Genomic DNA, 25,267 nt, shown 5'->3' with positions numbered 1-25,267 from the left:
TCAACTTTAGATTCAGTGGTAGCCGCGTTCGCGCTGGTGTCGAATAGCTAGCACGACTAGTAAATCTGTGGCTTCGTCGTACTGGTACAAGGCCAGATAGCCGGTTTTTCCTCTCGAAATTACCAGCTCTCTGAGCCCCTGCTCGATAGGGCGTCCGATCAAAGGGTGTTGGCTCAGAATCTGGATGGCGTCAACGATCAAATCAACGGTTGTGATGGCATCCTCGGGCTGGCTTAGTGTTAAGAAATCAACCAAACGCTCTAAGTCTTCGGTCGCATCAACCGAAAAGAGATGACGACTCATTTCCCTGAGGCTACAAAGTTTTCAATACCCATAGGTTCAGGCCGTTTGGCGGCATTGCCCCGAACTTTGGCTTTTAGATAGTCACCAAAGGCTGCTCCGTCCACCACCAAACCCGTTGTGGCCACACGTTGCCGCGAGGCCAGAGCTTGTTCAATCAGGCTGTGACGTGTTTCTGCAAGTTGCACCGCGTCTTCAATGGCATGCACCATGAGTGCGTGAGGCGTCAGGCCAAGATGAAGTGCCGCAGTTTGTAAGCGGTCTCGGGTCGAGTCGGAGAGTTTGACGGAGATGGTGGCCATGGCGGTGCCTGAAAATAAGGTGCCTAATGTTACTTAGGTAACACCTATGCCGTCAAGTCATGTAGGGGATTGGCGCATCGTGTTTAACGATTACGCGACTTCATAGCGCGCTCCACCTCGCGCTTGCCTTCGCGGTCCTTGATGGTGTCGCGTTTGTCGTGCTCGGCCTTACCTTTGGCCAGCGCGATTTCGCATTTGATCTTGCCGTTTTTCCAGTGCAGATTCAGCGGCACCAGGGTGTTGCCCTTTTGCTCGACTTTGGTGATCAAGCGTTTGATCTCGTCTTTCTTGAGCAGCAGCTTTTTCGTGCGCACGTTATCTGGGTTGACGTGACTGGAGGCGGTGTGCAGCGGGTTGATTTGGCAGCCGATCAAAAACAGCTCGCCATTGCGCACCACCACATAGCCGTCGGTGAGTTGCACTTTGCCTTCGCGGGCAGATTTGACTTCCCAGCCTTCCAGCACCATGCCTGCCTCGAATTTTTCTTCGAAGAAGTAGTTGTACGCGGCCTTTTTGTTGTCGGCGATGCGTGAGGGGAGTGCAGGTTTTTTGGTAGCCATTTAGAGAATATGGGGACAGTAGAGCTTCTTACAATGTGGACCATTCTATGAAAACCGTTCACAAGTCCGTCCTCATTTGGTTCAGCGCCGAAGAAATGTTTGCCTTGGTCACCGATGTGGCCCGTTATCCCGAGTTTTTGCCTTGGTGTGACCGCGCCGGCGTGGTGGAGCAGCACCCCAACGGGATGACCGCCGAGATCGGCATGTCGCTGGGCGGCTTTCACAAAAGCTTCACCACACGCAACGTGCACATCGAAGGCCGACAAGTGAAGCTGGAACTGGTCGATGGTCCGTTCAAGCACTTGGACGGTACGTGGGACTTTCATCCCTTGACCGACCCGAACACCCAAGCGCCGCAACGCGCGTGCCGCATTGAGCTGACCCTGAACTACAGCTTTGAGAGCATGTTCGGCGCGTTGGTAGGCCCCGTGTTTGACAAGATCGCGGGCACCTTGGTGGATGCGTTTGTCAAACGTGCCGAGCAGGTGTACCCCGCGTGAGCGCTGCCATCACCATCACGCTGCTCTATTCGCCAGCACCCCGCGTGGTGGATGAGCGCACTTTGCGCTGCAAGGCAGGCACCACGGTCGAGCAAGCGCTGGACCAAAGCGGTTTGTTGCGCGATCACCCCGACATTGCGCTGCACGACACCGACGCCTTTGTCGCGGGTATTTGGGGGCGCAAGACCACGCCTAACCATGTGCTGCGCGACTTGGACCGCATCGAGATTTACCGTGCCTTGACCGTCGACCCGATGGTCGCTCGCCGCGAGCGCTTCCAAAAACAAGGGGCTGGCCGTACAGGCTTGTTCTCCAAACGCCGCCCTGGCGCCAAACCCGGCTACTGAAATCCCTATGACGCATAACTTTTGGCCCGCCAGTGGCTACACCCTGCTGACGCAAAACGCCCAAGGCCACTTGGTGGTCAGCGACGATTTTTTGCGCTTCTTGCTGGAGCGACCCGAGTTGGCCCCGATTGCCAGCTCTTGTGCGGCTGAAATCGCCTTGCACCACAGCTTGGGCGAGCAGCCGCGCATGGCCGTCAGCGCCGACACCTTGGCCACGCTGCAAGACCCCGATGCGGCTGAAAACTACGCCGTGTGGCTGCGTTTTCGGGAACGCCTGTTGGCACACCCCACCTTAGAAGCCAGCTACATGGCGTTGTTCAAAGGCGAGGGCGTTGATGTGCCGCCGTTGCTGGTGCAGCACCTGACGCAAATTTTGCTGCGCCATGTGTTGGGCGACGAGGCCACGGCCATGCAGGTGCGTGCGGCTGAAATGCTCATGCACACCCAAAAAATCACGGTGCTCGAAGACGGCGCGGTCATGGCCGCTGACGACACCACGGTCGAGCGCCATGCCACGCAGGGCAGCTTTGGCTCGATTGGTGAGTTGCTGCAACAAGGCGGCATCAAGCTGCGCAGCGTGGACTTGGATGTGCTCAACCCTGACAACGAAGACGATTACTGGCCCCGCAGCGAAAGCTTCGATTGGGTGCTCAGTCTCAACCGTGGTCAACCTGGGCTGACGGCCCTGTGCGAGGTCATGGCCAAGTGGATTGGCCATTTCTTGGGCGTGCAAGTGCAGATTCAAACCGAGCGTGAGATTGACGACGACCACTGGGTGTGGCACATCGGCCTAGATGCGCAAGCCAGCAGCATCTTGAACGACCTGTACCAAGGTCGTGAGGTCGAGGCTGAGCGCATGGAACGCTTGCTGTGCCTGTTCAAGCTGACCTTTGATGAGCCCAATGCCATGCTGGCCGAGGTGCGCGGCAAGCCGGTGTATTTGGCGATGGCTGTCGATGCCAACCAACGCCTCAAACTCAAGCCGCAGAACTTGTTGATCAACTTACCTTTGGCACAGCGGTCATAACACGGGGCCGTTCAGGCAAAACGGCTGAGGATGCGTTCAAGGCCTCTCCAGTGGGCCTGCGACTGACTTGTACAAGAACACAGCGCGGCTGATGTCGGTGACCCACACCAAGCCATCGCCAATTTGGCCGATTTGGGCCACGTGAATGATGGTGTCGACAATGCTGTCGCACACCTCATCGGGTGACACGATTTCAATGCGTATTTTTGGCGTGTAGTCCGTCAACTCTTCTTTGAGGTTGGCGGGGCTGTGCAAATGAGGGGCCGAGCAACCTTCGGCCTTGCTCACCGTCATGCCAGGGAAGCCGGGCAGGGTGCGCAGCTTTTCACGCAAGGTGGGCAGTTTGGACGGGCGAATGATGGCTTTGATTTCTTTCATAGCAACTCTCTCAATCAAGCTTCAGGTTGGGTTTCATCGAACCAGTGATAAATCGTGGGCACCACCACCAAGGTGAGCAAGGTGCAGGTGATCAAGCCCCCGATCACCACGATGGCGAGCGGACGCTGAACCTCCGAGCCTGGGCCGTTCGAGATCAAGAAGGGGATGAGACCGAGCATGGCCACAGTCGCCGTCATCATCACGGGCCGGAAACGCTGACGCGCCCCTTCCAACACGGCCTCTTGCACGCTCATCCCACCTTCGCGCAAGCTGCGGATGTAAGACACCAGTACCACCCCGTTGAGCACTGCAATGCCCCACAAGGCAATGAACCCCACCGAGGCTGGGACCGACAAATACTCCCCAGAAATGAACAAACCCATCACGCCTCCCACCGACGCAAATGGCAGCACCGTGATGATCAAGGTCGCGAATTTAACGGAATTGAACAGCAAGAACAGCAAAAAGAAAATGGCAGCCACGGTGATGGGCACGATCACTTTCAAGTGCCCCAAGGCGCGCTCCATGTTTTGGAACTGACCGCCCCATTCCAAGTAGTAGCCATCGGGAAGGTCGATTTTCTCGTCCACTCGGGCTTGCAACTCGGTCACGAAACTGCCCAAGTCACGGTCTTTCACGTTGATGCCCACCACGATGCGGCGCTTGGCCATTTCGCGTGAAATTTGTGCTGGCCCATCCAGCACTTTGATCTGCGCCACATCGTTCAAGCGCGCATGGGCACCGTTGGGCGAGTCCAAGATGATGTTGGAAATGGCTTCGATGTTGTTGCGAAAGCGTTCGGGCAAGCGCACCACCGCTGAAAACCGACGTTCGCCCTCAAACACTTCCGACGCCACTTTGCCGCCAATGGCCATTTCAATCATGTCGTTCACATCGGCCACGTTGATGCCCAAGCGCGCAATGGCTTGACGGTCGATGTCGATTTGCAAATATTGTTGGCCGGAGATGCGTTCCACCCGCAAGTCCTGTGCGCCCTGAATGCCTTGTGCCACTTTGGCGATCTGGTTGGCCAAGCGTTTGAGGTCATCCAAGTCATCGCCAAACACCTTCACCGCGATGTCTGAGCGCACGCCGGTGACCATTTCATCCACGCGGTCAGAAATAGGCTGGGCCATCACAATTTGAACCCCGGGCAAGGCCTTGAGTTTGTCGCGCATGGCTTCGGCGATGGTGTCTTGTGTCCATCCTGCGGGCCATTGGTCGCGGGGTTTCAAGCTCACGATGGGTGTGGACTCGTTGGGGCTTTGCGGGTCCGCAGGCGATTCGCCACGGCCCACGCCCGACACGGCTGACTTCACGCCCGGCACGGTCATGACCAATTTCATGGCCTGCATTTCCATCTTGATGGACTCTTCCAGCGAGATGTTGGGCACGCGGTTGATGCCGGGCACCACGGAACCCTCTTTCATTTCGGGAATGAAGGCGCTGCCCAAAAAGGGCAAGATACCCACCGCCAAGGCCAAAGTGGCCAGCGACACGGCGACGGTGCGCTTTTGATGTGCCATGGCAGCACCCAGCAGTTTCAAATAGCGCTTTTTCAGGGCCGCAATGAGGCGCGTGTCATGGTCGCCATCGGTGGCGGGCGGCTTGAGCAGGTAAGACGAGAGCACGGGCGACAAGGTCATTGACAACACCAGCGAAATCGCCAAGGCAATGGCAATGGTGTAGGCCAGCGGGGCAAACATCTTGCCCTCCATGCCCTGCAAAGTCATCAGCGGCAAGAACACCAAAATGATGATGCCTACGCCAAAGATCACCGGGGTCGCCACTTCGATCACCGCATTCAAAATGCAGCGCACTTGGCTTTCGCCCAGTTCAGCGGCTCGTCCCAATCGGGCGTAGGCGTTTTCCACCACCACCACGGAGCCGTCCACCATCAAACCAATGGCAATCGCTAAGCCCCCTAACGACATGAGGTTGGCCGAAATACCCAGCTTGTTCATGGCCAAGAACGTCAGCAGCGGCGTCAACACCAAGGTAGCGACCACGATCAGCGATGAGCGGACGTCGCCCAAGAACAAGAAGATCACCACCACCACCAACAGCACGCCTTCCAGCAACACTTTGACGACGGTCCACAACGCCGCATCGACCAGTTCGGAGCGGTCGTAATAGGGCACCACTTTCAAATCATTGGGCAACATGCCGCGTTCGTTGATTTCTTTCACCCGCTTTTTGATGCGACTGACCACTTCTTTGGCGTTACCGCCCGTCATCATCATCACCACGCCGCCGACGGCCTCGGTGGTGCCGTTCTTGATGACCGCACCTTGGCGCACTTCATGTCCAAACTCGATGCTGGCCACATCGCGGATGTAGACCGGCGTGCCGTTGATTTCTTTCAACACGATTTGGCCTAAGTCGCTCAAGCCTTGCACCAAGCCCACGCCGCGGATCAAGTACTGCTCGGACGATTGCGGCAACACGCCGCCCCCCGAGTTGGCGTTGTTGCGCGATACAGCTTGGTACACCTCTGACAGGCTGACCTTGTAATGCCGCAGGCGCTCTGGATTGACCAAAACGTGGTACTGCTTGACGTAGCCGCCCTGGGAGTTGATTTCGGCCACGCCAGGGATAGATCGCAGCAGCGGCCGCAGCACCCAGTCTTGGACCACACGGCGCTGAGTGAGCTCTTCTTCCGTCAAGGCGTGATCGCCGTCTTTGGCGTGCTCAAGCGTGTATTGGTACACCTCGCCCAAGCCCGATGACACAGGCCCCAACACCGGCATGATGTCGGCGGGCAGTTTTTGCCCCACTTCCATCAAGCGTTCCATCACGAGTTGGCGTGCGAAATAGACGTTGGTGGCGTCGGTGAAGACCAAGGTGATGAGCGACAAACCGGGCTTGTTGAGTGAGCGCAACTCGGTTAAACCGGGCAAGCCCGTCATCGCCACTTCGATGGGTACCGTGGCGAAGCGTTCCACCTCTTCGGGGGAGCGACCACGTGCCTCGGTGGCGATTTGCACTTGGACGTTCGTCACGTCAGGAAATGCATCGACAGAGAGTTTGCTGGCGGCTTGAATGCCAAACAGCAGCAACACAACGGCGATGACGCAGATGATCAAGCGCTGTTTCAGCGCAGCGCGAACGAGCGATTCAAGCATGGCTTAGCTCCCGCTTTCCATGGCTTTGAGGTTGCGTTGGTTGTTCAAATGGAAGGCACCTTCCGTCACGACACGTGCCCCTTGTTGAATACCGTCCAACACGATGCGTTGACCCGCACGTTCGGGGCTTAAGCGGACTTTGGTGAGTCGGTATAAACCATTGGGCTCTTGGACAAACACATGGTCTGTGTCATCCTCGCGCACCACGGCTGCAGAGGGTACGACCAAGCGTTGAACAGGCGCGGCCTCAATCAACATGGACGCCAGCATGGAGGGTTTCAGGCGCCCCCCTTGGTTGTCAAGTTCGGTGCGCACCAACACGGTTCGGGTGTCTGGGTTCACGGTTTGGCCCACATAAATCAGCTTGCCCACCAGTTTTTCGTTGTTCAAGGCGGGCACTTCAATGTGCACCGATTGGCCTGTTTTGACTTGTGAAATTTGCTGCTCTGGCACTTGAGCCACAGCCCACACCCGATGCAAATTGGCCACGGCAAACAACACATCCGAGGGTTGCACCACCTGGCCTGCTGCGACCTTGCGTTCGACCACCACGCCTTGGATGGTGGCAATCACGCTGGCCACCGAGTCAATCGCGCCTGTGGCGGCCAAGCGATCAATGGACTGCGCACTCACGCCCAACACGCGCAATTGGTCTTGCGCCGCACGTGTTTCGGCGGAAGCAATTTCATATTCGTTTTCGCGTCGCTGTAACTCCGCCAAGCTGATCACATCGGCTTGGTACAAGGTTTTGGCGCGCTCCACATTGCGACGGTGCAGTTCTTTTTCAGAGCGTGCTTTGAGGTAAGCCAGTTGTGAGCCCGATAACTCGCTGCTGTTGATGACAGCCAAGGTGTCGCCCTTGTTGACCGCATCACCCAGCTGGGCCTGAATTTGTGTGACGCGTCCTGTCACGCTCGCGCCAATGCGGGTGAGGGCTTGTTCATCAAAGTCGATTTGACCGGCCACTCGCAAGGTTTCCGAGACGCCTGTTGTTAGGACATCCGCCACTTGAATTTGACTTTGCATCGCAGCGTCAGCGGCAATTAAATTGGTGTCGATATCGCTGGATTGGGGGACTTCTGGCCCTGCTTTTTTACAAGCTGACAAAGTCAATACACAGCACATCAAAAGGGTGCGTATGGCGCGGGTGTGGGTGTTTTTATTCATAAATTTCTTCAAGGCGTGGGGGTGGCGCGTAAGCGTTCAATTTCTGCCCAAGCGCTGGCTAATTCATAGCGTGCGGTGATCAATTCATTGCGCGCTGCACGAAAGACGCGTTGCGCATCCAAGACTTCGAGAAAACCCTTTTCACCCGCTTTGTAGGCAGTCTCAACGATGCGCAAAGCGTTGGCCGCTTGTCGAACAATGCCCGACTCCAGAGCCACCATTTGCGCTTGCGCGATGTCGTATTGCTGGTAGGCCGCATCCAGCTCTTGCATCAGCGAAAACTCTTGGTGCATCACGTCGTTGTCTGCGCGCGATAAACGTCCCGCAGCTTCGCCAATGGGGCCAGAGCGCCAGTTCCATAGCGGAATGGTGACCGCCAAGCCGATGCGTTTGTTGCGTACTTCGGTGTCTTGGTCAATGGCCGCTTTGAGGGCAAATTGCGGCAGGCGCAACGCCTTTTCTTCGTTGAGTTTGTGCGTCAGCTGCAGACGTTCTGCGCGTGCTTTGGCCAGCGCTGGGTTGGTGTTGGCGATCTCGGTTCGAACGTGTGCCAGTGGTGCAGGGCGGGGCAGGTCTTGCGCGCTGCTGTCAATTTGAAAGTCTTCGGGCAACTGTGCGCCAACCACCGCACGCAAGGCGGCGCGTGACTGGCGGGTGCGCAGTTCGGCCGATTGCGCCAATTTTTGCGCATTGAGTGTTTCAGCGTCGGCTTTGACCAGCTCGTAGCGTGCGGCCTCACCAGTTTCAACGCGCAAGGCAATACGGCTGCGGATGCCCTCCATCAGCTTGCCATCTTCGCGACTGGCGCGTTCTTCCGCTTGGCGGCGCATCAGGTCAAAGAAGCGCAGGCGAAGCTTGGCGATCAAGTCGGTGGAAAACGCGCGCTGGTGGGCTTGTTCTGCTTGCAGCCCTGCTGTGGCCGCATCGACACGCGGAAAGCGTTGCCAAGGCATGTCTAAAACCTGCGTGACGCCCCAGCTTTGGGTGGGGCCAACTTCGGTACGGTTCAACCGGGTGACTTGCTGACCTTTCAAGGCCTCGATTTCAGGATTCGGAAAGGCGCGCGCCGTGGTGACTGCGGCGGCAGCGGTGTTGACCGCTTCGTTGCTGGCCTTCACCGCGAAACTGGTCTCAAGTGTGAGTTTTTCGAGGTCGCTCAAACTGAAGGGCGTGGGGGCATTGGCCCAACTCCCCAAGGACTGCATCAAAAATAGCATCAGCAAAAGTTTGAAGGGGGGTATGCGTCGAATCAAAGTGCGAATCTCATCAAAAATAGGGTGTAACGTTTGAAACAATTATCCGCACATTTACTAAAACTTAAGGGTCGCACGGAATTGACGCGGCCTTGGACTTGGCCTAAAGGGCTGTATACAACCGCCTTGGCGACGTTCTCTAAAATGTTGTTTTTGGAGCCATCACCATGCGCCTTCTCGGCAAAGCCCTCACCTTCGACGACGTGTTGTTGGTGCCCGCCTACTCCCAAGTCCTGCCCAAGGACACGTCCCTCGCAACCCAATTCACCCGCAACATCCGCTTGAACCTGCCGCTTGTGTCCGCAGCCATGGACACCGTGACCGAAGCACGTTTGGCCATCGCCATCGCGCAAGAAGGCGGCATCGGCATCGTGCACAAAAACCTCACCGCGCAAGAGCAAGCCGCCCAAGTGGCCAAGGTCAAGCGCTACGAGTCCGGCGTGCTGCGCGACCCGGTCGTCATTACGCCCGACACCACCGTGCGCCAGGTCATGGCCCTCTCCGACGAGCTGGGCGTGTCGGGCTTTCCGGTCTGCGATGGCCGCCAAGTGGTCGGCATCGTCACTGGTCGCGATCTGCGTTTTGAAACCCGCTACGACCAAAAGGTCAGTGAAATTATGACGCCGCGTGAGCGTTTGATCACCGTGCCCGAAGGCACCACCCCCGAGCAAGCCAAACACCTGCTCAACAAACACAAACTCGAACGCCTGCTGGTGGTCAACGACGCCTTTGAACTCAAGGGTCTGATCACCGTCAAGGACATCACCAAACAGCTGAACTTCCCCAACGCCGCACGCGACGCCGCTGGCAAACTGCGCGTGGGCGCGGCAGTGGGCGTGGGCGAGGGCACCGAAGAGCGCGTGGAAGCGCTTTCCCGTGCAGGCGTTGACGCCATCGTGGTGGACACCGCACACGGCCACAGCAAAGGCGTGCTCGACCGCGTGCGCTGGGTCAAACAAAACTACCCACACATCGAAGTCATCGGCGGCAACATTGCCACGGGCGCTGCCGCTTTGGCCTTGGTTGAGGCGGGCGCGGACGGCGTCAAGGTCGGCATTGGCCCTGGCTCCATCTGCACCACCCGCATCGTGGCGGGCGTGGGCGTGCCGCAAATCATGGCGGTGGACAGCGTGGCTACGGCCCTCAAAGGCACAGGCGTTCCCCTGATTGCCGATGGCGGCATCCGCTACAGCGGCGACATCGCCAAAGCCATTGCCGCAGGCGCAGGCACGGTGATGATGGGCGGCATGTTTGCGGGCACCGAAGAAGCGCCGGGCGAGATCGTGCTGTTCCAAGGCCGCAGCTACAAGAGCTACCGCGGCATGGGCTCCATTGGTGCCATGCAGCAAGGCAGTGCAGACCGCTATTTCCAGGAATCGAGCACCGGCAACCCCAACGCCGACAAACTGGTGCCCGAAGGCATCGAAGGCCGTGTGCCCTACAAAGGCTCGGTCGTCTCCATCATCTATCAAATGGCGGGCGGCTTGCGTGCCAGCATGGGTTACTGCGGCTGCGCGACGATTGAGGCCATGCACGAAGAGTCTCAGTTTGTGGAAATCACGGCTGCGGGCATTCGTGAAAGCCATGTGCACGACGTGCAGATCACCAAAGAAGCGCCGAACTACCGCGCTGAATAAAGGCTTTGCAAGCGCTAAACGCGCGCGATGCCTTGTTTTGTACCCCTACACAAGCCACCCCTCGGGGTGGCTTTGTTTTTTGAGACAATAACGGCCTAGGCCACTTGACGGCCCTTTTTTATTTATGTCGCACCAAAAAATCCTCATCCTCGATTTCGGCTCTCAAGTCACCCAACTCATCGCCCGCCGCGTGCGCGAGGCCCATGTGTTCTGTGAAGTTCATCCTTGCGACGTGACCAGCGATTGGGTGCGCGAGTACGCCAAAGACGGCAACCTGAAGGGCATCATCCTCTCAGGCAGCCACGCCAGCGTGTACGAGGTGGACGACCGCGCGCCTGACGCCGTGTTTGAGCTGGGTTTGCCCGTGTTGGGCATTTGCTACGGCATGCAAACCATGGCCACCCAGTTGGGCGGCAAGGTGGAGGCGGGCACCACACGCGAGTTTGGCTACGCCGAAGTGCGTGCCCACGGGCACACATCTTTACTGAAAGACATTGAAGACTTCAACACACCCGAAGGCCACGGCATGCTGAAAGTGTGGATGAGCCACGGCGACAAAGTGACCCAGCTGCCTGAAGGTTTCAAGGTCATGGCCTCGACGCCTGCTTGCCCCATCGCCGGTATGGCCGACGAAGCACGCAAGTTTTATGCGGTGCAGTTCCACCCCGAAGTCACGCACACCGTGCAAGGTCAAGCCTTGTTGAACCGTTTTGTGCTGGATATTTGCGGCACACGCCCAGACTGGATCATGGGTGACTACATCGAAGAAGCGGTGGCTGCGATTCGCAAACAAGTGGGTGACGAAGAAGTTATCTTGGGTCTGTCCGGCGGCGTGGATTCCTCCGTGGCTGCAGCCCTGATTCACCGTGCCATTGGCGACAAACTCACCTGTGTGTTCGTGGACCACGGCCTGTTGCGCCTGAACGAAGGCGACATGGTGATGGACATGTTTGTGGGCAAGTTGCACGCGCATGTGATTCGCGTGGATGCCAGCGACTTGTTCTTGGGCAAATTGGCGGGCGTGAGCGAGCCAGAGGCCAAACGCAAAATCATCGGTGGCTTGTTTGTGGATGTGTTCAAAGAGCAAGCGGCCAAGCTCAAAGCGGGCGATGGTGGGCATAAAGGCGCTACCTTCTTGGCCCAAGGCACGATTTACCCAGACGTGATCGAGAGCGGCGGCGCGAAGAGCAAGAAAGCTGTGACGATCAAGAGCCACCACAACGTGGGCGGCTTGCCTGAGCAATTGGGCTTGAAGCTCTTGGAGCCATTGCGTGAACTGTTCAAAGACGAAGTGCGCGAATTGGGCGTGGCCTTGGGTCTGCCACACGACATGGTGTACCGCCATCCATTCCCAGGTCCAGGCTTGGGCGTGCGCATTTTGGGTGAAGTGAAAAAGGAATACGCCGACTTGCTGCGCCGTGCCGACGCCATCTTCATTGAAGAACTGCACAACTTCACAGACGAAGCCACAGGCAAATCTTGGTACGCCTTGACCAGCCAAGCCTTCACCGTGTTCTTGCCCGTCAAGAGCGTGGGCGTGATGGGCGACGGCCGCACCTACGACTACGTGGTGGCCCTGCGCGCCGTGCAAACCAGCGACTTCATGACCGCCGACTGGGCCGAGTTGCCTTATGCGCTGCTCAAGAAAGTGTCCGGCCGCATCATCAACGAAGTGCGTGGCATCAACCGAGTGACCTATGACGTGAGTTCAAAACCACCGGCGACGATCGAGTGGGAATGACGGGTTCGTTTTGATCACTTGAAATTAAAAAGGGTGTTTATTCAATGGTGAATAAGCAGGTTTCGCGTCGGTCGGGCCGCCACGCATTTTTACTTGCGTCTTCACCATGACCCCTATCTCTATGGAGTGGGTGGCTGCTTTTTTATTTGCAGTTGCTCTGATTCACACGTTCACGGCCAAATTTTTTGAACGTTTATCTCACCGCCATCCTGAACATGCTGGTTTGTTTCACTTGTTAGGTGAAGTTGAGGTCGTGTTTGGCTTTTGGGCCAGCGTGCTGATTTTGACGATGGCTTGGTTCCAAGACGGAACAGAAGCCATGGCCTATGCGGAATCACGTCAATACACCGAGCCACTTTTCGTTTTTGTGGTGATGGTGGTAGCGGCTTCAAAGCCAATTTTGACCTTTGTAATTTCTATGGTTGACACATTAGCCCGCTTAATTCCAGTGCGTGCTTCGCTGGCTAAGGTTTGGTTGGGCTTGTGTGTGGTGCCCTTGCTCGGATCTGCGATCACCGAACCTGCAGCGATGACCATTGCCGCCTTGATGCTGGCCCCGCAAATATTTCGCTCCCAAGTGCCTGAACGGGTGAAGTATTTGGCATTGGGGGTACTGTTTGTGAACATTTCCATTGGTGGCACATTGACTTCTTTTGCTGCTCCACCTGTGCTGATGGTCGCTGGTGCGTGGAATTGGGACAGTGCATTCATGTTCACGCAATTTGGCTGGAAGGCGGCAGTGGCTGTGTTGGTTAACGCCACGGCGGCTGTGTATCTTTTTCGCAATCACTTGGGCGTTAATTCTTCTGTTGAGACTGTGCCAGAACCTATCCCTAAATCTATTGTGGTGGTGCATTTGGCTTTCTTAGCAGCCGTTGTGGCGATGGCGCATCACCCTGTGGCATTCATTGGTTTGTTTGTCATGTTTATGGGTTTCGCGCAAGCGTATGAGCGCTACCAAAGTCCGCTCATTTTGAAAGAAGCGTTGTTGGTGGGCTTTTTCTTAGCGGGTTTGGTGGTGTTAGGCGGCATGCAGCAATGGTGGCTGCAACCCATCGTGGCCAGTATGGGACCGCAAACTTTGTTTTTGAGCACCACGGTGCTGACCGCCTTCACCGACAACGCAGCTTTAACTTATTTGGGTTCGCTAATTTTGGATATTTCTGACGAAGCCAAATATAGCCTTGTCGCAGGTGCGGTGGCGGGTGGTGGCCTCACGGTGATTGCCAACGCACCCAACCCCGCAGGTGTGGCGCTGCTACGTGCAGGCTTTGCCGACGCATCCATTGGCGCCGGGGGGTTGCTACTGGGGGCGTTATTTCCGACGTTGGTGGCTATGGTCGCTTTGGCTTGTTTGTAATTTAAATGGAACGAAGTGTGAGGAAGTGACAAATCCTTTCAAATAAGATGTTTTAAATCAACAGCTTATGATGTAGACCTATTAAATTTGATACAGCTTTAGGCGCCTTGAACATGGACAACGGTCAGTACGAAAAATACCGCTTAGAAAACCCCGTGGTCAACACCCCGTTGTCCACGTACGACCACATTGAAGTGTTCGTGACCCACTTGACCAAGGTCGAACTTGTGGTGTGCATCGTTTTCGCTGTGATCGCGGGGTACGCAGTTTTTCGCGTCATCCAGAAAATGTTCAAAAAGTAGCCCATTTTTGGCTGGCTTTCAGGCGTTGAAAGCACCGCGGCAGCGCGGTTCTGAACGTCTGACTTAAACGACCTACAATCGAAGACTTGAAACAAGACGCGACGCAGGTCGCGTTCTTGGTTTTTTGCCCCAGTTTTGGGGCTCCTTTTTTTAATTTGAGAACTCCTAGTACATGGCCAAAGAAGAAATGATCGAAATGAAGGGTGTCGTGCACGAGGTCTTACCCGACTCTCGTTACCGCGTCACCTTAGAAAACGGTCACTCACTGATCGCATATACCGCCGGTAAGATGCGTCTGCACCGCATCCGCATCATCGAAGGTGACAAAGTCACGGTCGAACTGTCTCCTTACGACATGAACAAGGCCCGTGTGACTTTCCGTCACATCGAAGGCAAGGGCCCAGGCCCCGCAGTCAAACGCCGCTTCTGAGCGTTTTCATTTGAAGGTGGTCGCCAATCACGCTTGAGCACCACCTGTTTTCACTGAGGCACATCGCGTGTACTTGCCGCCGCAGTTCAATCCAAAAGACGAAGCCCATGCATGGCGTGTGATGCGTGCGCATCCGTTCGCCAGTCTGATCAGCGTGGACGACGAGGCGTTTCCCTTCGTCACGCATTTGCCGCTGCACCTGACGCACCGCAACGCGCAACACGTGCTACTTGGGCATTGCGCCAAAGCCAATCCGCATTGGCGTTATCTGCAAGCTCGCCCTCAGGCCTTGGTCACGTTCATGGGGCCGCAGGCCTATATGTCGCCCAAGGTGTACCCAGACTTGGTCCGTGTGCCCACGTGGAGCTATGTGGCCGTACACGCACGCGTCGAAGCCACGTTGGTCGACGAGCCACAAGCCAAAGACCGCTTGCTCAAACAACTCATTGGCGACCACGAGCCGCCTTACGCCGCCCAATGGCGTGGGCTAGAGGCCGATTACCAACAAAAAATGCTGAGTGGCATCGTGGCTTTTGAGCTGCGCATCACCGATGTGCAATGCAAGCTCAAACTCAACCAACACCGCCCGGAATCGCACGCGGCCATGCACGCCGCTTACCTACATGGCAATGCGAACGAGCAGGCCTTGGCCGCGTGGATGGTCGCGCTGGGCATGGTCATCGTAGACGCTGATGCCCGCGGTTCCATGGGGGCGAGCGGAGTCACTGAGCGTCCCGAGCATTCATGAGCCACGACATCTCGCCAGACGACGACCGCGCGTTCATGCGGCTCGCGTTGGCACAAGCGCAAGCCGCCGCTGAGGCGGGTGAAGTGCCGGTTGGCGCCGTGGTGGTGCGGGCAGGGCAGGTGCTGGCGTCAGGCCACAACGCGCCATTGAGCCAAATCGACCCCACTGCGCACGCTGAAGTCAACGCCATGCGCGCCGCAGCCCAAGCGTTGGGCAATTACCGGCTCGACGATTGCACCTTGTACGTGACGCTAGAGCCCTGTGCCATGTGCAGTGGCGCGGCCTTGCATGCCCGCTTCAAGCGCGTGGTGTTTGGCGCCTCAGAGCCCAAAACGGGTGCAGCGGGCTCGGTGCTCAATGTGTTTGGCTACCCACAACTGAACCATCACACCGAGGTCACAGGCGGTGTGTTGGCCGCTGAATGTGCGCACACCTTGCAGCGCTTCTTTGAAGACCGGCGGGTGCAACAACAGCTGCACAAAACCCCATTGCGAGAAGACGCCTTGCGCACCCCAGACAGCGCTTGGCAAGGCTTGAACTTGCCCACGGACCTGTCTTGCTTCACCACCGATTTACCCGCTTTGAATGGCTTGCGATTGCACTGGTTTGACAACCGCAAAGCACCGATCACCTCACAAGCCGCCCCCGATATCTATCTGCATGGCCTTGACGATTGGAGCGCCGTTTATTCGCAAGAGTTAGGCGGTTCACATCCCGCCATTGCCTTGGATTTGCCTGGCTTTGGCATGTCGGACAAACCTAAAAAAGAAAAAGCGCACAACTTGTCTTGGCACGCCCAAGTGCTGTTCGAATTTTTGGCGCAAGTGCAACCCGCCCCCGTTGCCCTGCATGCACCACCAAGCATGGCCCCGTTGGTTCATGCGGTACAGGCCCTTTGGTCAACGCACCAAGGTGAGCCTTTGCGCGTGCAGTGGCACAGCACCTCTGGCGCCCTGACGCCTGCGCTGCGTGATGCGCCTTACCCAGACACAGGGCACCGTGCCGGTCCGCGCGCTTTACGCGCGTTCAGTGCCTTGTTGGCCACGCCACCACCGGTCAAGCAACCACCCACACCCCAAAGTTAAAACATGCACCAGCCCCCCGCATCGCCCCTCGGTTACGACGTCAAGTTTCAGAGGGTGGGTGTAGGAGGTGGGGCTGATTTGCAAATTCGCTCCTTGCTCGACAAGCAGCAATTCAGCGATCCATTCGGGCTGGCCTTGGCGGCTGGCATTTCATCGGCCACATGGCCCTTGTTTGGCTTGGTGTGGCCATCGGCCCAAAAGCTGGCGGACTTGATGCAGACCTGGGAGCTCAAGGGCAAACGCGTCTTGGAGCTGGGCTGCGGCTTGTCCTTGGCCAGCTTGGTGGTGCACCGGCGAGAAGGCAACGTCACCGCCAGCGATTGCCACCCGCTGACCGAGCTCTTTTTGAAAGCCAATCTGCGCTTGAACGCCTTGCCGCCGCTGCCTTACGAAACAGGCAATTGGGGCCGCATCAACCTTGGGCTGGGTCAGTTTGATTTGCTCATTGCCAGCGACGTGCTGTACGAGCGCAACCATCCCGCGCAGCTGTCGGGCTTCATCCAAGAGCACGCCGCAGACGGGGCCGAGGTGCTGATCGTGGACCCCAACCGCGGCAACCGCAGCGCCTTTCACCGCGACATGGCGCGCATGGGGTTTTCGGTCACCGAGTTGCTGATGAATGAGCCTTTGCAAGACCTCAGTCGCTACCGCGGGCGCTTGCTGCATTACAAACGCGACGCAGGGTGAATCGGCCTCTGAATTGCCACGACAATTCAGGCATGGCTCATATCTACATTTATTCCCCCAGCGGCGCAGTGCGCGACAAAGCAGCTTTCAAACGTGGCGTGGCACGCCTCCAAACACTCGGGCACGAGGTGGAGTTAGACGCCGACGCGCTCAGCCGTTTCACGCGCTTTGCGGGCGACGATGCCACCCGCGTGGCCGCCATTCACCGTGCTGCAGCCAGCGGTGCCGACGTGGCCTTGATCTCGCGCGGCGGTTACGGCCTCACGCGGATCTTGCCGCAGATCAAATACAAAACCGTGGCCAAGGCCATCGCCAAAGGCACGCAGTTTGTGGGCTTGAGTGATTTCACGGCGTTTCAAAACGCGTTGTTGGCTCAGACCGGCGCCATCTCGTGGGCGGGGCCCGCTCTAGGCGAAGACTTTGGGGCCGAGCAGCCCGACGACATCATGGAAGCCTGTTTTGACGACATGGTGAGCGGGCAGGGCGAGGGCGCAGGTTGGCACTTTTCGACCCGCTGTGCCGAGGCTTTGGCCCAACGTCGCCCCGGCGTGTGGGCACAAGACGCGGTGTTGTGGGGCGGTAACTTGGCGGTGCTGGTGTCCTTGCTCGGTACGCCATATTTTCCGCACATCAAAGGCGGCGTGTTGTTTTTAGAAGATGTGGGCGAGCACCCCTACCGCATTGAACGCATGCTGACGCAGTTGTTGCATGCCGGTGTGTTGGCGCAGCAAAAAGCGGTGGTGCTGGGGCAATTCACCAACTTCAAACTCACGCCGCACGACAAAGGCTTCAAGTTGCAAACCGTGGTCGACAAGCTGCGCAGCCAGCTCAAAGTGCCTGTGCTGACCGATTTACCCTTCGGCCATGTGGCCACCAAGCTGTGTCTGCCTGTGGGCCAAAAAGTCAGTTTGGTGGTGGAAGACCGTGATGCGCTGCTCTTGTGGGCGCACGGCAATCACTGATCGCGTGACGCGCACCGTTAGCACGCAGCTTTAACTTTGGGCAGAAGCTGTCGCCAGACTGGCTGACGCGCCGACTGCCGTCCAGCGGTCGGCATGACCGCTTAGCCAAGAGGCAGCAGCAGTGGGTGAGCCCACATCGTTCGGATGAAAGTCTTTGCGGCGGTAGGCCCACAGGGGCTTAGCCACCCGCCACACCAACCCGTGCGAGCCAAATGTGAACTTCAAGGCCGACCACCATGTGGACGGCTTGTGCAAGGTCTTGTCATGCCACAGGTTGTTGACCGTTTGCCGAATGATGTCGAGCGTGAATTGAACCGACACAAACGTGAACCACCGCAAACGCCATGCGTGGTTGCCGCCTAAGCGCTGGTACAGATCAAAGGCCACGGTTTTGTGTTCGGACTCTTCGGCGGCGTGCCAGCGCCACAGGGTTTTGAGCGGTTCTTCGGCCTTGGCAAACAGATCGCCGGGGCCATCCAAGTCTTCCAAAGTAAGGTCGCCGAAGATGGCGGTGTAGTGCTCAAACGCGGCCGTCACGGCCAGCATGTGCAAATAGGGTTTGTCGCTTTTGCTGAAAAAATCTTGGTGTGCTTGTGCAATTCGCTTCACTGTGCGTGGCTCCCAAGCGTTGTGCAAACCTTGTTTGAGCAAATGGTCGTTGTAGAGCGTGTGCAGTCGGCGATGGGTGGCCTCTTGGCCGATGAAACCCTTGGCAGTTTCACGCAGCGCAGCATTCTCGGGGATGTCAGGCAGCGCTTTGAGGGCGGCTTTTACCGAGTCGACAAAGAACTGCTCGCCCACCGGAAAACTCATGGATAAGGCATTGCAGTAGGCCGTCAAAAACGCATCGCCGCCATTCCAGTGACGGCTGAAGCCCTGCGACAAGTCAACGCCCAAGCGGCGCACCGTCAATTTGAGCGGCGTTGGCGTGTGCTGAGGCTCTGCGTGTTGTGCAGATGGAGGCGAGGGCGTGTGGCTGTGTTGCATAGAGGCTGCATTATCAGCATTCCTGAATGTCCTCTGTGGCTAGCGCCAATGTGCACTTTAATTCAGGGAATTCACCGACCGATCGGTCGATAAAAATGTACTATATTGCAACTTTTGCAACCATCAGGCAGGCACATGACGCATTCCGTTCACACGTACACCGACCACTACATCAACGGCCAATGGGTCAAAGCGCAATCTGGCAAGACTTTTGAGGTGCATGACTCCACCACCGAAGAGGTGTTTGCCACCGTGCCCCAAGGCACCCGTGCCGAGGCCGAGCAAGCGGTGTTGGCGGCGCGTGCCGCGTTTGACAGCTGGTCGCAATTGCCGGTTGAAACCCGTTGCGGCTACATCGACAAAATTGTGCAGGGCCTGAAGGACCGCACCGATGACATGGGCACCGCCATCGCTCGCGAAGTGGGCATGCCCATCAAGCTCGCCAAGATGATTCAAGTGGGTGGCCCCGTTTTCAACTGGGGCAATGCGGCCAAAGTGGCGCGTCGTTTTGTGTGGGAAGAAAAAGTGGGCAACTCGCTGGTGGTACGCGAGCCCATTGGCGTGGTGGGTTGCATCACGCCCTGGAATTTCCCGTTGAATCAAATCACTTTGAAGGTAGCGCCTGCCTTGGCCGCAGGTTGCACCGTGGTGTTAAAGCCCAGCGAAATCGCGCCCATCAACGCCATGATTTTGACCGAAATCATCCATGCGGCGGGCTTGCCTGCGGGCGTGTTCAACTTGGTCAACGGTACAGGCCCCGAAGTGGGCGAGGTGTTGGCCAGTCATCCTGAGGTGGACATGGTCAGCTTCACGGGCTCCACCCGCGCTGGCAAACGTGTGGGCGAGTTGGCCTCACAAAGCATCAAGCGTGTGGCGCTGGAGTTGGGCGGTAAATCGGCCAGCCTGATCTTGCCCGATGCCGATTTGGAAGCAGCCGTCAAAGGCAGCATTTCGGCGTGCATGTTGAACAGCGGTCAAACCTGTTCGGCACACACCCGCATGTTGGTGCCCGAGTCGCGCTACGAAGAAGCCAAAAAGATCGCGCAAACAGCGATTGCCAAACTCACCCTCGGCCCCAGTTTGGACGAGAGTACACGCTTAGGGCCTTTGGTCAGCGCGGCTCAGCGTGACCGCGTGATCGGCTTCATTGAACAAGGCATTCAAGAGGGCGCCGAAGTGGTGGCCGGTGGCCCACAAAAGCCACCGTTCGACAAAGGCTACTTTGTGCAGCCCACCATCCTGCGCGTGAAAGCGACCGACAGCTTGGCCAAAGAAGAAATCTTTGGCCCCGTGTTGGTCATCATCACCTACGCTGACGAGGCCGACGCCATTCGCATTGCCAACGACAGCATTTACGGTTTGGGCGGCGGCGTGTGGAGCAACGACGAAGCGCACGCGGTGGCCGTGGCACGCCGCATTCGCACCGGTCAGGTGGACATCAACGGCGCGCCGTTCAACAGCAACGCGCCGTTTGGTGGCTACAAGCAGTCGGGCAATGGCCGCGAAAATGGTAAGTTCGGGTTTGAAGAATTTTTGGAGTTCAAAGCGCTCCAATTCAAGCCCGCCACCCCTTAAACAGAAAGCCCACCTATGACGCGCTGGTTGAAAAGAATTGCCCAATTCCTTCTGCTAGCGCTGCTGGCTTTGGGGGCTGCATTTGGGGTGTGGGTGTTTCACACCTTGCCCATGGTCGATGGCGCGTTGAAGGTCGCGGGACTGAGTCAGCGCGTGCAGATCAACCGTGACGCCGACGATGTCGTGCACATCCAAGCGCAATCAAGCCGTGATGCGGCGTTTGCCTTGGGCTTTGCACATGCCCAAGATCGCAGCTGGCAACTGGAGTTCAACCGCCGTTTGATGCATGGCGAGTTGTCTGAAATTTTGGGCGAGGTCACGCTGCCCACCGACAAGCTCATGCGCACGCTGGGGCTGATGCAAGCGGCGCAACGTCAATACGACAACTTGCCCGCCGAGGTGCGCGATCAGCTGCAGGCTTACAGCGACGGCATCAACAGCTTTCATGCCAACCGGCCGCAAGGTTTGCCGCCTGAGTTCGCTTTGATGCGCACCGAGCCGGGTGGCACCTCGGGCAAGCCTTGGCAGCCTATTGACAGCGTGGCTTGGTCCTTCGTGATGGCGCTTGATTTAGGTGGCAATTGGGGCAACGAGTTTGCCCGCCTCACTGCGGCGCGCACCTTGAGCACCGAGCAGCTGTGGCAGCTTTACCCGCCGTACCCCGGCGAAAAACCAGCCTCGGGCGTGGACTTGGCGCAGCTCTACCGCAGCTTGGGCGTGTACAAAAGTGCAGGGGGTTTGAAGACCTCGCTGTCGTTGCCCGTGGTCGGTGAGCCTGGCTTCAACGAAGGGCGGGGCAGCAACAACTGGGTGGTGGCAGGTTCGCACACCACCTCGGGCAAACCGTTGCTTGCCAACGACCCGCATTTGGCCTTGAGTGCGCCCGCGATTTGGTATTACACCCATTTGCAAGCGCCTGATCTGAACGTCATCGGTGCCAGCCTGCCGGGCTTGCCGTTTGTGGTGTTAGGCCGCAACGAACATGTGGCTTGGGGCTTCACCAACACCGGCCCTGATGTGCAAGATTTGTACTTGGAGCAAATCGATCCAGCAGATCCGACCCGCTACAAAACGCCCACCGGCTGGCAAGCATTCGAAACGCGGCAAGAAACCATCGCGGTCAAAGGCCAACCCAGCGTGACGCAGGTGGTGCGCAGCACGCGGCATGGCCCCGTCATCAGTGATGCCCAAGCCTCGCATGGCGAGGTGCTGGACCTGTCGCGTTTTGTGCTGGCCCTGCGCTGGACCGCCTTGGACGCCGACAATCGCACCTTGGCCAGCGGCTTCAAGGTTCCCAAGGCCAAGAACGTGCCGGAACTGATTGCCGCGTATGCCGACAACCAATCGCCCACGCAAAATATTGTGATGGCCGATAGAGAAGGGCGCATTGCCTACAAAGCCGCAGGGCGTGTGCCGCTGCGTCGCGCGAACAACGACATCCGAGGCGTGGCACCCTCTCCGGGTTGGGACGCGCGTTATGACTGGGACGGTTGGATTCCCTACGCCGAGATGCCCCAAGACGATGGTAAAAAGGGCTGGGTGGCGACCGCCAACCAACGCATCACAGCGCCGGGCTATGCCCACTTTTTAGGACAAGACTGGACCGCGCCCCACCGGTACGACCGCATCGAGCAAGTCTTGAGCGCCAAGCCTCGCCACAGTTTCGCGGACATGCAAGCGCTGCAAAACGATGCCTTGTCTTTGTCGACCCTGACCTTGTTGCCCGCGCTCAAAGCCACCCTATCGCAGCACCCGTTGGCTGCGCAAGCGCTCAAAACCTTGGACGGTTTCGATGGCCGCATGAGCGCCAATTTGCCCGCGCCTTTGCTGGTGTCGGTCTGGGCCGATGAGCTGACGCGCGGCTTGATTGAGCCCCAGTTGGGCGCCGACACCTTCAAAGCCCAATACGGCAAACGCAACTTTCGGGTGTTTCTTGAAAACGTGATGCGTCAGCCAAACAGCCCTTGGTGTGCCCCGAAAACCTGTGCCGAGCAATCGACCGCCGCGCTAGACCGCGCCTTAGACCGCATCGCTGTTCTGCAAGGCAACACCCCTGCCGACTGGCGTTGGGGCCGTGAACATGTGGCCTTGAGCACACACAGGCCCTTTGGACAAGTGCCGTTCCTGCGCGAGATGTTCAACGTGAAAGAGCCGTCCGATGGTGACCCTTTCACCGTCAACGTGGGCCAGTATTGGCCCGGCGAAAAGTACATGCCTTTTGCCAATCGCCACGCGGCGTCCATGCGTGCGGTGTACGACTTGTCGGATTTGGAGCAGTCACAGTTCATCTACCAAACGGGCCAAAGTGGTTTGGTCTGGAGCGCGAACTACCGTGACATGAAAGACAGCTGGGCGAGGGGGCAATACCGTGATTTGCGTTTGAGCCCCAAAGTGGTGGCACATCAATTGACCCTCACGCCTTGAGCCTTCAGATGTGACGGATCAAGGCGGCGAGTTTGTGCAAACCTTCGTCTGCCTGCACTTCGTTGGCGTGGCTGAAGTTCAAACGCAGTTGACCGCAGCCGGTCGTTTCAAAGGGTAAAAACGGCTCGCCAGGCATGAAGGCCACGCCTTGCTCAATCGCCAACGGCAGCACGCGTCGGGTGTCGATGCAGCGGTTGAGGGTGAGCCAAAAGAACAGGCCACCTGGGGGCTTTTCCCAGGTCGCGAGATCGCCAAAGTGGCGCTGCAAGGCCGCCTCAAAAGCGTCACGGCGTTGGCGGTAGTGATTGGCAAGACTTGTTGCGCCAAGCCATTGAACAGCTGTACTTTGGTTACCGTGCCTTCACGGAGCAGCCTGACCGTATGCTTGAACAGCGTGGTTTAAACCGAGTTCACCACCGCATTTTGTATTTTGTAGGGCGACGCCCACAGCTCACGGTCAACACCTTGTTGGCAACACTCAACGTCACCAAACAGGCATTGAATGCACCTTTGCGGCAACTCATCGGCATGGATTTGGTTGAAATTCGCACGGCGGAACATGACAAACGCTTGCGTTTGTTGGCTTTGACAGCCGCAGGCATGCAGTTGGAAGCGCAGTTAACGGGCACACAGATCCAGCAGGTGTTCGCAGCGTTTGAGGGCGCTGGCCCAGAAGCTGTGGTGGGATGGTTGAAAGTCATGCGAAGTTTGAGCAAGGTTCAGAGTGGTTAAGGTTGAATGTTTGGCTGCTTGAACTTCATTTTAATTTCATACGATGTATATTATGTAAAGTTAAATTACAGCAAGCGAATTTATAAATGAGTCAACTCATACATTGGGTTGGCAATCACCCAATGCACCCAACGGCACGATTCATCACTCCCCAGCTTCCCTAATTTCCCAAGCCACAGTAAACGCTCTCAGGTAATACGCACTTTGCTTGCGCTCGTTGGCCAAGGCCATGTCCAACGCCGAGGCTTTGGCTTGGTTGCGCAGCGTGGGGTCGGCGCCTTCTTCCAGCAAGAGTTTCACCGCCAAAGGTGGTGCGTAATAGGCAGCCATCATCAACGGCGTGGTGCCGTTGGGTGACTCGGCGTCGATGTAGGCGCTGTTTTCGAGCAGCAAGCGCATCATGGCAATGTGGCCGCGTGTGGCGGCGTAATGCAGCGGTGTCCAGCCTTTGCGGTTGACTTCGGCGCCGCGCTCAATCAACACCGTCGCCACTTCCAGTTGGTTGTTGATGGCGGCCATCATCAAGGCCGACTCGTTGTTTGGATTGCTCACTTCCACGCGGGTTTGAGGCTCTTGCGCCAAGAGCACGGCTGTTTTGTTGGAGCCCGATTGCAGGGCTACCAGCAGCGCAGGCACGCCTTTTTCGTTGGGTGAATTCGGGTCGATGCCGCGTCTCAGTAGCTTTTGAACCTCTTGCACTTGGTCAAAGTGGATGGCTTTGAAAAAGTCATCGTACGAGCCTGCATTGGCCGATGAAAAACCAATGAAAACAAATAGATAGGCAAGGTGCTTAAAGTAAAACTTCATTTCAAAACAGCCTTGAACAACTGGTCAAAATTACGGCTGGTTGCCTCAGCCACGGCTTCAATGGGCAGGCCTTTGATGTCGGCAATCTGCTTGGCCACAAACGGCACGTAAGACGGATTGTTGGTTTTTCCGCGGTACGGAACGGGCGCCAAGTATGGGCTGTCGGTCTCAATCAAGATGCGGTCCATGGGCACAAAGCTGGCCACGTCACGCAAATCTTGGGCATTTTTAAAGGTCAAGATGCCTGAAAACGAGATGTACAGCCCGAGATCCAAGCCGGCACGGGCCACGTCTGCCGTTTCGGTGAAGCAATGAAACACGCCCCCTGCACTGCCCGCTGAGCCGTCTTCGCCCTGCTCTTTCAAAATCGCCACGGTGTCTGCCGAGGAACTGCGGGTGTGGATGACCAACGGCAGTTGGGTTTGCTGCGCGGCTTGAATGTGGACGCGAAAGCGGTTGCGTTGCCATTCCATATCGGCCACGGTGCGGTCGCCCAAACGGTAGTAATCCAAACCGGTTTCACCAATGCCCACCACGCGTGGCAGTTGAGCGCGGGTCAGCAAGTCGTCCAGCGTGGGTTCTTGCACGCCTTCGTTATCGGGGTGAACACCGACCGTGGCCCAGAAATTGTCAAACTGCGTGGCAAGGCCGTGAACTTCGGGAAAACGCTCCAAGGTGGTGCTGATGACCAACGCACGCGTGACGTGCGCCTTGGCCATGTCGTCGCGAATGGTGTGGATATTTTCAGCCAGCTCGGGAAAATTCAAATGGCAATGGGAGTCGGTGAACATGGGTTTTGAGCAGATAGGCGTTGTGATCGCGAATGAATGG

Annotated in this window: 26 protein-coding genes; 15 read left to right on the top strand and 11 right to left on the bottom strand. The window is 57.4% G+C overall.

Annotated elements, in window-relative coordinates; all coding sequences use genetic code 11:
* Window positions 1–12 precede the first annotated feature (12 nt).
* The 3 genes from C5F52_RS12245 to smpB all read right to left on the bottom strand — a co-directional run bounded on the left by C5F52_RS12245 (window position 13) and on the right by smpB (window position 1,162).
* Window positions 13–303 (bottom strand): type II toxin-antitoxin system RelE/ParE family toxin, encoded by a 291-nt coding sequence (locus C5F52_RS12245; RefSeq protein WP_104798650.1) that lies wholly within the window; start codon window positions 301–303, stop codon window positions 13–15.
* Entirely contained in the window at window positions 300–602 is a 303-nt protein-coding gene (locus tag C5F52_RS12240) for a CopG family ribbon-helix-helix protein (RefSeq protein ID WP_104798649.1), read from the bottom strand. The genes C5F52_RS12245 and C5F52_RS12240 overlap by 4 nt, the downstream gene beginning before the upstream one ends.
* An 83-nt stretch (window positions 603–685) precedes the next feature.
* On the bottom strand, window positions 686–1,162 hold the full coding sequence (gene smpB, locus C5F52_RS12235) for an SsrA-binding protein SmpB (RefSeq protein WP_104798648.1): 477 nt from the start codon (window positions 1,160–1,162) through the stop codon (window positions 686–688).
* A gap of 47 nt (window positions 1,163–1,209) precedes the next feature.
* On the opposite strand from smpB, the gene C5F52_RS12230 reads away from it, so the two are divergent.
* From C5F52_RS12230 to C5F52_RS12220, 3 genes are read left to right on the top strand one after another with little or no spacing between them, the layout of a single operon-like run.
* Window positions 1,210–1,662 carry a type II toxin-antitoxin system RatA family toxin gene (locus C5F52_RS12230; protein WP_104798647.1) on the top strand — a complete coding sequence of 151 codons (453 nt, stop codon included), beginning with the start codon at window positions 1,210–1,212 and terminating at the stop codon, window positions 1,660–1,662.
* Window positions 1,659–2,009 carry an RnfH family protein gene (locus C5F52_RS12225; RefSeq protein WP_236657846.1) on the top strand — a complete coding sequence of 117 codons (351 nt, stop codon included), beginning with the start codon at window positions 1,659–1,661 and terminating at the stop codon, window positions 2,007–2,009. Before C5F52_RS12230 ends, C5F52_RS12225 begins: the two co-directional genes overlap by 4 nt.
* Window positions 2,010–2,016: 7 nt before the next feature.
* Window positions 2,017–3,036, top strand: coding sequence for a DUF6352 family protein (locus C5F52_RS12220; protein ID WP_104798646.1), 1,020 nt, complete (start codon window positions 2,017–2,019; stop codon window positions 3,034–3,036).
* A 36-nt stretch (window positions 3,037–3,072) separates the two neighbouring features.
* On the opposite strand, the gene C5F52_RS12215 is transcribed toward C5F52_RS12220, so the two are convergent.
* Genes C5F52_RS12215 through C5F52_RS12200 form a run of 4 tightly spaced genes read right to left on the bottom strand, consistent with a single transcriptional unit; the run spans window position 3,073 to window position 8,923 of the window.
* Entirely contained in the window at window positions 3,073–3,414 is a 342-nt protein-coding gene (locus C5F52_RS12215) for a P-II family nitrogen regulator (protein WP_104798645.1), read from the bottom strand.
* A 14-nt stretch (window positions 3,415–3,428) separates the two neighbouring features.
* The gene (locus tag C5F52_RS12210; protein WP_104798644.1) at window positions 3,429–6,539 is read right to left on the bottom strand and encodes an efflux RND transporter permease subunit; all 3,111 of its coding nucleotides are present in this window, start codon (window positions 6,537–6,539) and stop codon (window positions 3,429–3,431) included.
* A gap of 3 nt (window positions 6,540–6,542) precedes the next feature.
* Complete coding sequence (locus C5F52_RS12205) at window positions 6,543–7,706, bottom strand: efflux RND transporter periplasmic adaptor subunit (RefSeq protein ID WP_236657845.1); 1,164 nt, start codon at window positions 7,704–7,706, stop codon at window positions 6,543–6,545.
* Window positions 7,707–7,714: 8 nt separating this feature from the next.
* Window positions 7,715–8,923 (bottom strand): TolC family protein, encoded by a 1,209-nt coding sequence (locus tag C5F52_RS12200; RefSeq protein ID WP_146100076.1) that lies wholly within the window; start codon window positions 8,921–8,923, stop codon window positions 7,715–7,717.
* A 203-nt stretch (window positions 8,924–9,126) separates the two neighbouring features.
* Here C5F52_RS12200 and guaB point away from each other — a divergent pair, with 203 nt between their 5' ends.
* The 9 genes from guaB to C5F52_RS12155 all read left to right on the top strand — a co-directional run bounded on the left by guaB (window position 9,127) and on the right by C5F52_RS12155 (window position 17,911).
* Entirely contained in the window at window positions 9,127–10,596 is a 1,470-nt protein-coding gene (gene guaB / locus C5F52_RS12195; RefSeq protein WP_104798641.1) for an IMP dehydrogenase, read from the top strand.
* A 124-nt stretch (window positions 10,597–10,720) separates the two neighbouring features.
* Entirely contained in the window at window positions 10,721–12,337 is a 1,617-nt protein-coding gene (gene guaA, locus C5F52_RS12190) for a glutamine-hydrolyzing GMP synthase (protein ID WP_104798640.1), read from the top strand.
* A gap of 106 nt (window positions 12,338–12,443) precedes the next feature.
* Complete coding sequence (locus C5F52_RS12185; protein ID WP_104798639.1) at window positions 12,444–13,697, top strand: putative Na+/H+ antiporter; 1,254 nt, start codon at window positions 12,444–12,446, stop codon at window positions 13,695–13,697.
* Window positions 13,698–13,810: 113 nt separating this feature from the next.
* The gene (locus tag C5F52_RS12180) at window positions 13,811–13,999 is read left to right on the top strand and encodes a hypothetical protein (RefSeq protein WP_104798638.1); all 189 of its coding nucleotides are present in this window, start codon (window positions 13,811–13,813) and stop codon (window positions 13,997–13,999) included.
* Between the two features lie 172 nt (window positions 14,000–14,171).
* Window positions 14,172–14,429 carry a translation initiation factor IF-1 gene (gene infA / locus C5F52_RS12175; RefSeq protein ID WP_100133080.1) on the top strand — a complete coding sequence of 86 codons (258 nt, stop codon included), beginning with the start codon at window positions 14,172–14,174 and terminating at the stop codon, window positions 14,427–14,429.
* A 67-nt stretch (window positions 14,430–14,496) separates the two neighbouring features.
* Window positions 14,497–15,177, top strand: a complete 681-nt coding sequence (locus C5F52_RS12170; RefSeq protein WP_104798637.1) for an FMN-binding negative transcriptional regulator — start codon at window positions 14,497–14,499, stop codon at window positions 15,175–15,177.
* Entirely contained in the window at window positions 15,174–16,262 is a 1,089-nt protein-coding gene (gene tadA / locus C5F52_RS12165) for a tRNA adenosine(34) deaminase TadA (RefSeq protein WP_236657844.1), read from the top strand. The genes C5F52_RS12170 and tadA overlap by 4 nt, the downstream gene beginning before the upstream one ends.
* Before the next feature lie 3 nt (window positions 16,263–16,265).
* Window positions 16,266–16,949 (top strand): methyltransferase, encoded by a 684-nt coding sequence (locus tag C5F52_RS12160; protein WP_104798636.1) that lies wholly within the window; start codon window positions 16,266–16,268, stop codon window positions 16,947–16,949.
* A 32-nt stretch (window positions 16,950–16,981) separates the two neighbouring features.
* The gene (locus C5F52_RS12155) at window positions 16,982–17,911 is read left to right on the top strand and encodes an LD-carboxypeptidase (RefSeq protein ID WP_104798635.1); all 930 of its coding nucleotides are present in this window, start codon (window positions 16,982–16,984) and stop codon (window positions 17,909–17,911) included.
* A gap of 30 nt (window positions 17,912–17,941) precedes the next feature.
* On the opposite strand, the gene C5F52_RS12150 is transcribed toward C5F52_RS12155, so the two are convergent.
* Window positions 17,942–18,898 (bottom strand): metal-dependent hydrolase, encoded by a 957-nt coding sequence (locus tag C5F52_RS12150; RefSeq protein WP_104798634.1) that lies wholly within the window; start codon window positions 18,896–18,898, stop codon window positions 17,942–17,944.
* A gap of 135 nt (window positions 18,899–19,033) precedes the next feature.
* On the opposite strand from C5F52_RS12150, the gene C5F52_RS12145 reads away from it, so the two are divergent.
* Together C5F52_RS12145 and C5F52_RS12140 are read left to right on the top strand one after the other, a co-directional pair.
* Entirely contained in the window at window positions 19,034–20,473 is a 1,440-nt protein-coding gene (locus tag C5F52_RS12145; protein WP_104798633.1) for an aldehyde dehydrogenase family protein, read from the top strand.
* Between the two features lie 15 nt (window positions 20,474–20,488).
* Window positions 20,489–22,897 (top strand): penicillin acylase family protein, encoded by a 2,409-nt coding sequence (locus tag C5F52_RS12140; RefSeq protein WP_104798632.1) that lies wholly within the window; start codon window positions 20,489–20,491, stop codon window positions 22,895–22,897.
* Between the two features lie 4 nt (window positions 22,898–22,901).
* Here the strand turns inward: C5F52_RS12140 and C5F52_RS12135 are convergent, their stop codons facing one another.
* Window positions 22,902–23,165 carry a hypothetical protein gene (locus C5F52_RS12135; protein WP_201747008.1) on the bottom strand — a complete coding sequence of 88 codons (264 nt, stop codon included), beginning with the start codon at window positions 23,163–23,165 and terminating at the stop codon, window positions 22,902–22,904.
* A gap of 50 nt (window positions 23,166–23,215) precedes the next feature.
* On the opposite strand from C5F52_RS12135, the gene C5F52_RS12130 reads away from it, so the two are divergent.
* Window positions 23,216–23,629 (top strand): MarR family winged helix-turn-helix transcriptional regulator, encoded by a 414-nt coding sequence (locus C5F52_RS12130; protein ID WP_201747007.1) that lies wholly within the window; start codon window positions 23,216–23,218, stop codon window positions 23,627–23,629.
* A 144-nt stretch (window positions 23,630–23,773) separates the two neighbouring features.
* On the opposite strand, the gene C5F52_RS12125 is transcribed toward C5F52_RS12130, so the two are convergent.
* Together C5F52_RS12125 and C5F52_RS12120 are read right to left on the bottom strand one after the other, a co-directional pair.
* Complete coding sequence (locus tag C5F52_RS12125; protein WP_104798631.1) at window positions 23,774–24,436, bottom strand: ankyrin repeat domain-containing protein; 663 nt, start codon at window positions 24,434–24,436, stop codon at window positions 23,774–23,776.
* On the bottom strand, window positions 24,433–25,227 hold the full coding sequence (locus C5F52_RS12120; protein WP_104798630.1) for a TatD family hydrolase: 795 nt from the start codon (window positions 25,225–25,227) through the stop codon (window positions 24,433–24,435). The genes C5F52_RS12125 and C5F52_RS12120 overlap by 4 nt, the downstream gene beginning before the upstream one ends.
* Between the last annotated feature and the right edge of the window lie 40 nt (window positions 25,228–25,267).

Source organism: Limnohabitans sp. TS-CS-82 (assembly GCF_002943475.1).
The sequence above is the reverse complement of the archived record's forward strand: the minus strand, read 5'-3'. Positions and strand labels throughout refer to the sequence as shown.

What these genes read in the sequence shown, in the direction of transcription:
- C5F52_RS12205 (WP_236657845.1), bottom strand. Translation starts at nt 7,706, where the DNA reads ATGAATAAAAACACCCACACCCGCGCCATACGCACCCTTTTGATGTGC.
- C5F52_RS12125 (WP_104798631.1), bottom strand. Translation starts at nt 24,436, where the DNA reads ATGAAGTTTTACTTTAAGCACCTTGCCTATCTATTTGTTTTCATTGGT.
- C5F52_RS12120 (WP_104798630.1), bottom strand. Translation starts at nt 25,227, where the DNA reads ATGTTCACCGACTCCCATTGCCATTTGAATTTTCCCGAGCTGGCTGAA.
- C5F52_RS12185 (WP_104798639.1), top strand. Translation starts at nt 12,444, where the DNA reads ATGACCCCTATCTCTATGGAGTGGGTGGCTGCTTTTTTATTTGCAGTT.
- smpB (WP_104798648.1), bottom strand. Translation starts at nt 1,162, where the DNA reads ATGGCTACCAAAAAACCTGCACTCCCCTCACGCATCGCCGACAACAAA.
- C5F52_RS12160 (WP_104798636.1), top strand. Translation starts at nt 16,266, where the DNA reads ATGCACCAGCCCCCCGCATCGCCCCTCGGTTACGACGTCAAGTTTCAG.
- C5F52_RS12210 (WP_104798644.1), bottom strand. Translation starts at nt 6,539, where the DNA reads ATGCTTGAATCGCTCGTTCGCGCTGCGCTGAAACAGCGCTTGATCATC.
- C5F52_RS12245 (WP_104798650.1), bottom strand. Translation starts at nt 303, where the DNA reads ATGAGTCGTCATCTCTTTTCGGTTGATGCGACCGAAGACTTAGAGCGT.
- C5F52_RS12215 (WP_104798645.1), bottom strand. Translation starts at nt 3,414, where the DNA reads ATGAAAGAAATCAAAGCCATCATTCGCCCGTCCAAACTGCCCACCTTG.
- C5F52_RS12150 (WP_104798634.1), bottom strand. Translation starts at nt 18,898, where the DNA reads ATGCAACACAGCCACACGCCCTCGCCTCCATCTGCACAACACGCAGAG.
- guaB (WP_104798641.1), top strand. Translation starts at nt 9,127, where the DNA reads ATGCGCCTTCTCGGCAAAGCCCTCACCTTCGACGACGTGTTGTTGGTG.
- tadA (WP_236657844.1), top strand. Translation starts at nt 15,174, where the DNA reads ATGAGCCACGACATCTCGCCAGACGACGACCGCGCGTTCATGCGGCTC.
- C5F52_RS12155 (WP_104798635.1), top strand. Translation starts at nt 16,982, where the DNA reads ATGGCTCATATCTACATTTATTCCCCCAGCGGCGCAGTGCGCGACAAA.
- C5F52_RS12180 (WP_104798638.1), top strand. Translation starts at nt 13,811, where the DNA reads ATGGACAACGGTCAGTACGAAAAATACCGCTTAGAAAACCCCGTGGTC.
- C5F52_RS12200 (WP_146100076.1), bottom strand. Translation starts at nt 8,923, where the DNA reads ATGCTATTTTTGATGCAGTCCTTGGGGAGTTGGGCCAATGCCCCCACG.
- guaA (WP_104798640.1), top strand. Translation starts at nt 10,721, where the DNA reads ATGTCGCACCAAAAAATCCTCATCCTCGATTTCGGCTCTCAAGTCACC.
- C5F52_RS12230 (WP_104798647.1), top strand. Translation starts at nt 1,210, where the DNA reads ATGAAAACCGTTCACAAGTCCGTCCTCATTTGGTTCAGCGCCGAAGAA.
- infA (WP_100133080.1), top strand. Translation starts at nt 14,172, where the DNA reads ATGGCCAAAGAAGAAATGATCGAAATGAAGGGTGTCGTGCACGAGGTC.
- C5F52_RS12240 (WP_104798649.1), bottom strand. Translation starts at nt 602, where the DNA reads ATGGCCACCATCTCCGTCAAACTCTCCGACTCGACCCGAGACCGCTTA.
- C5F52_RS12145 (WP_104798633.1), top strand. Translation starts at nt 19,034, where the DNA reads ATGACGCATTCCGTTCACACGTACACCGACCACTACATCAACGGCCAA.
- C5F52_RS12220 (WP_104798646.1), top strand. Translation starts at nt 2,017, where the DNA reads ATGACGCATAACTTTTGGCCCGCCAGTGGCTACACCCTGCTGACGCAA.
- C5F52_RS12140 (WP_104798632.1), top strand. Translation starts at nt 20,489, where the DNA reads ATGACGCGCTGGTTGAAAAGAATTGCCCAATTCCTTCTGCTAGCGCTG.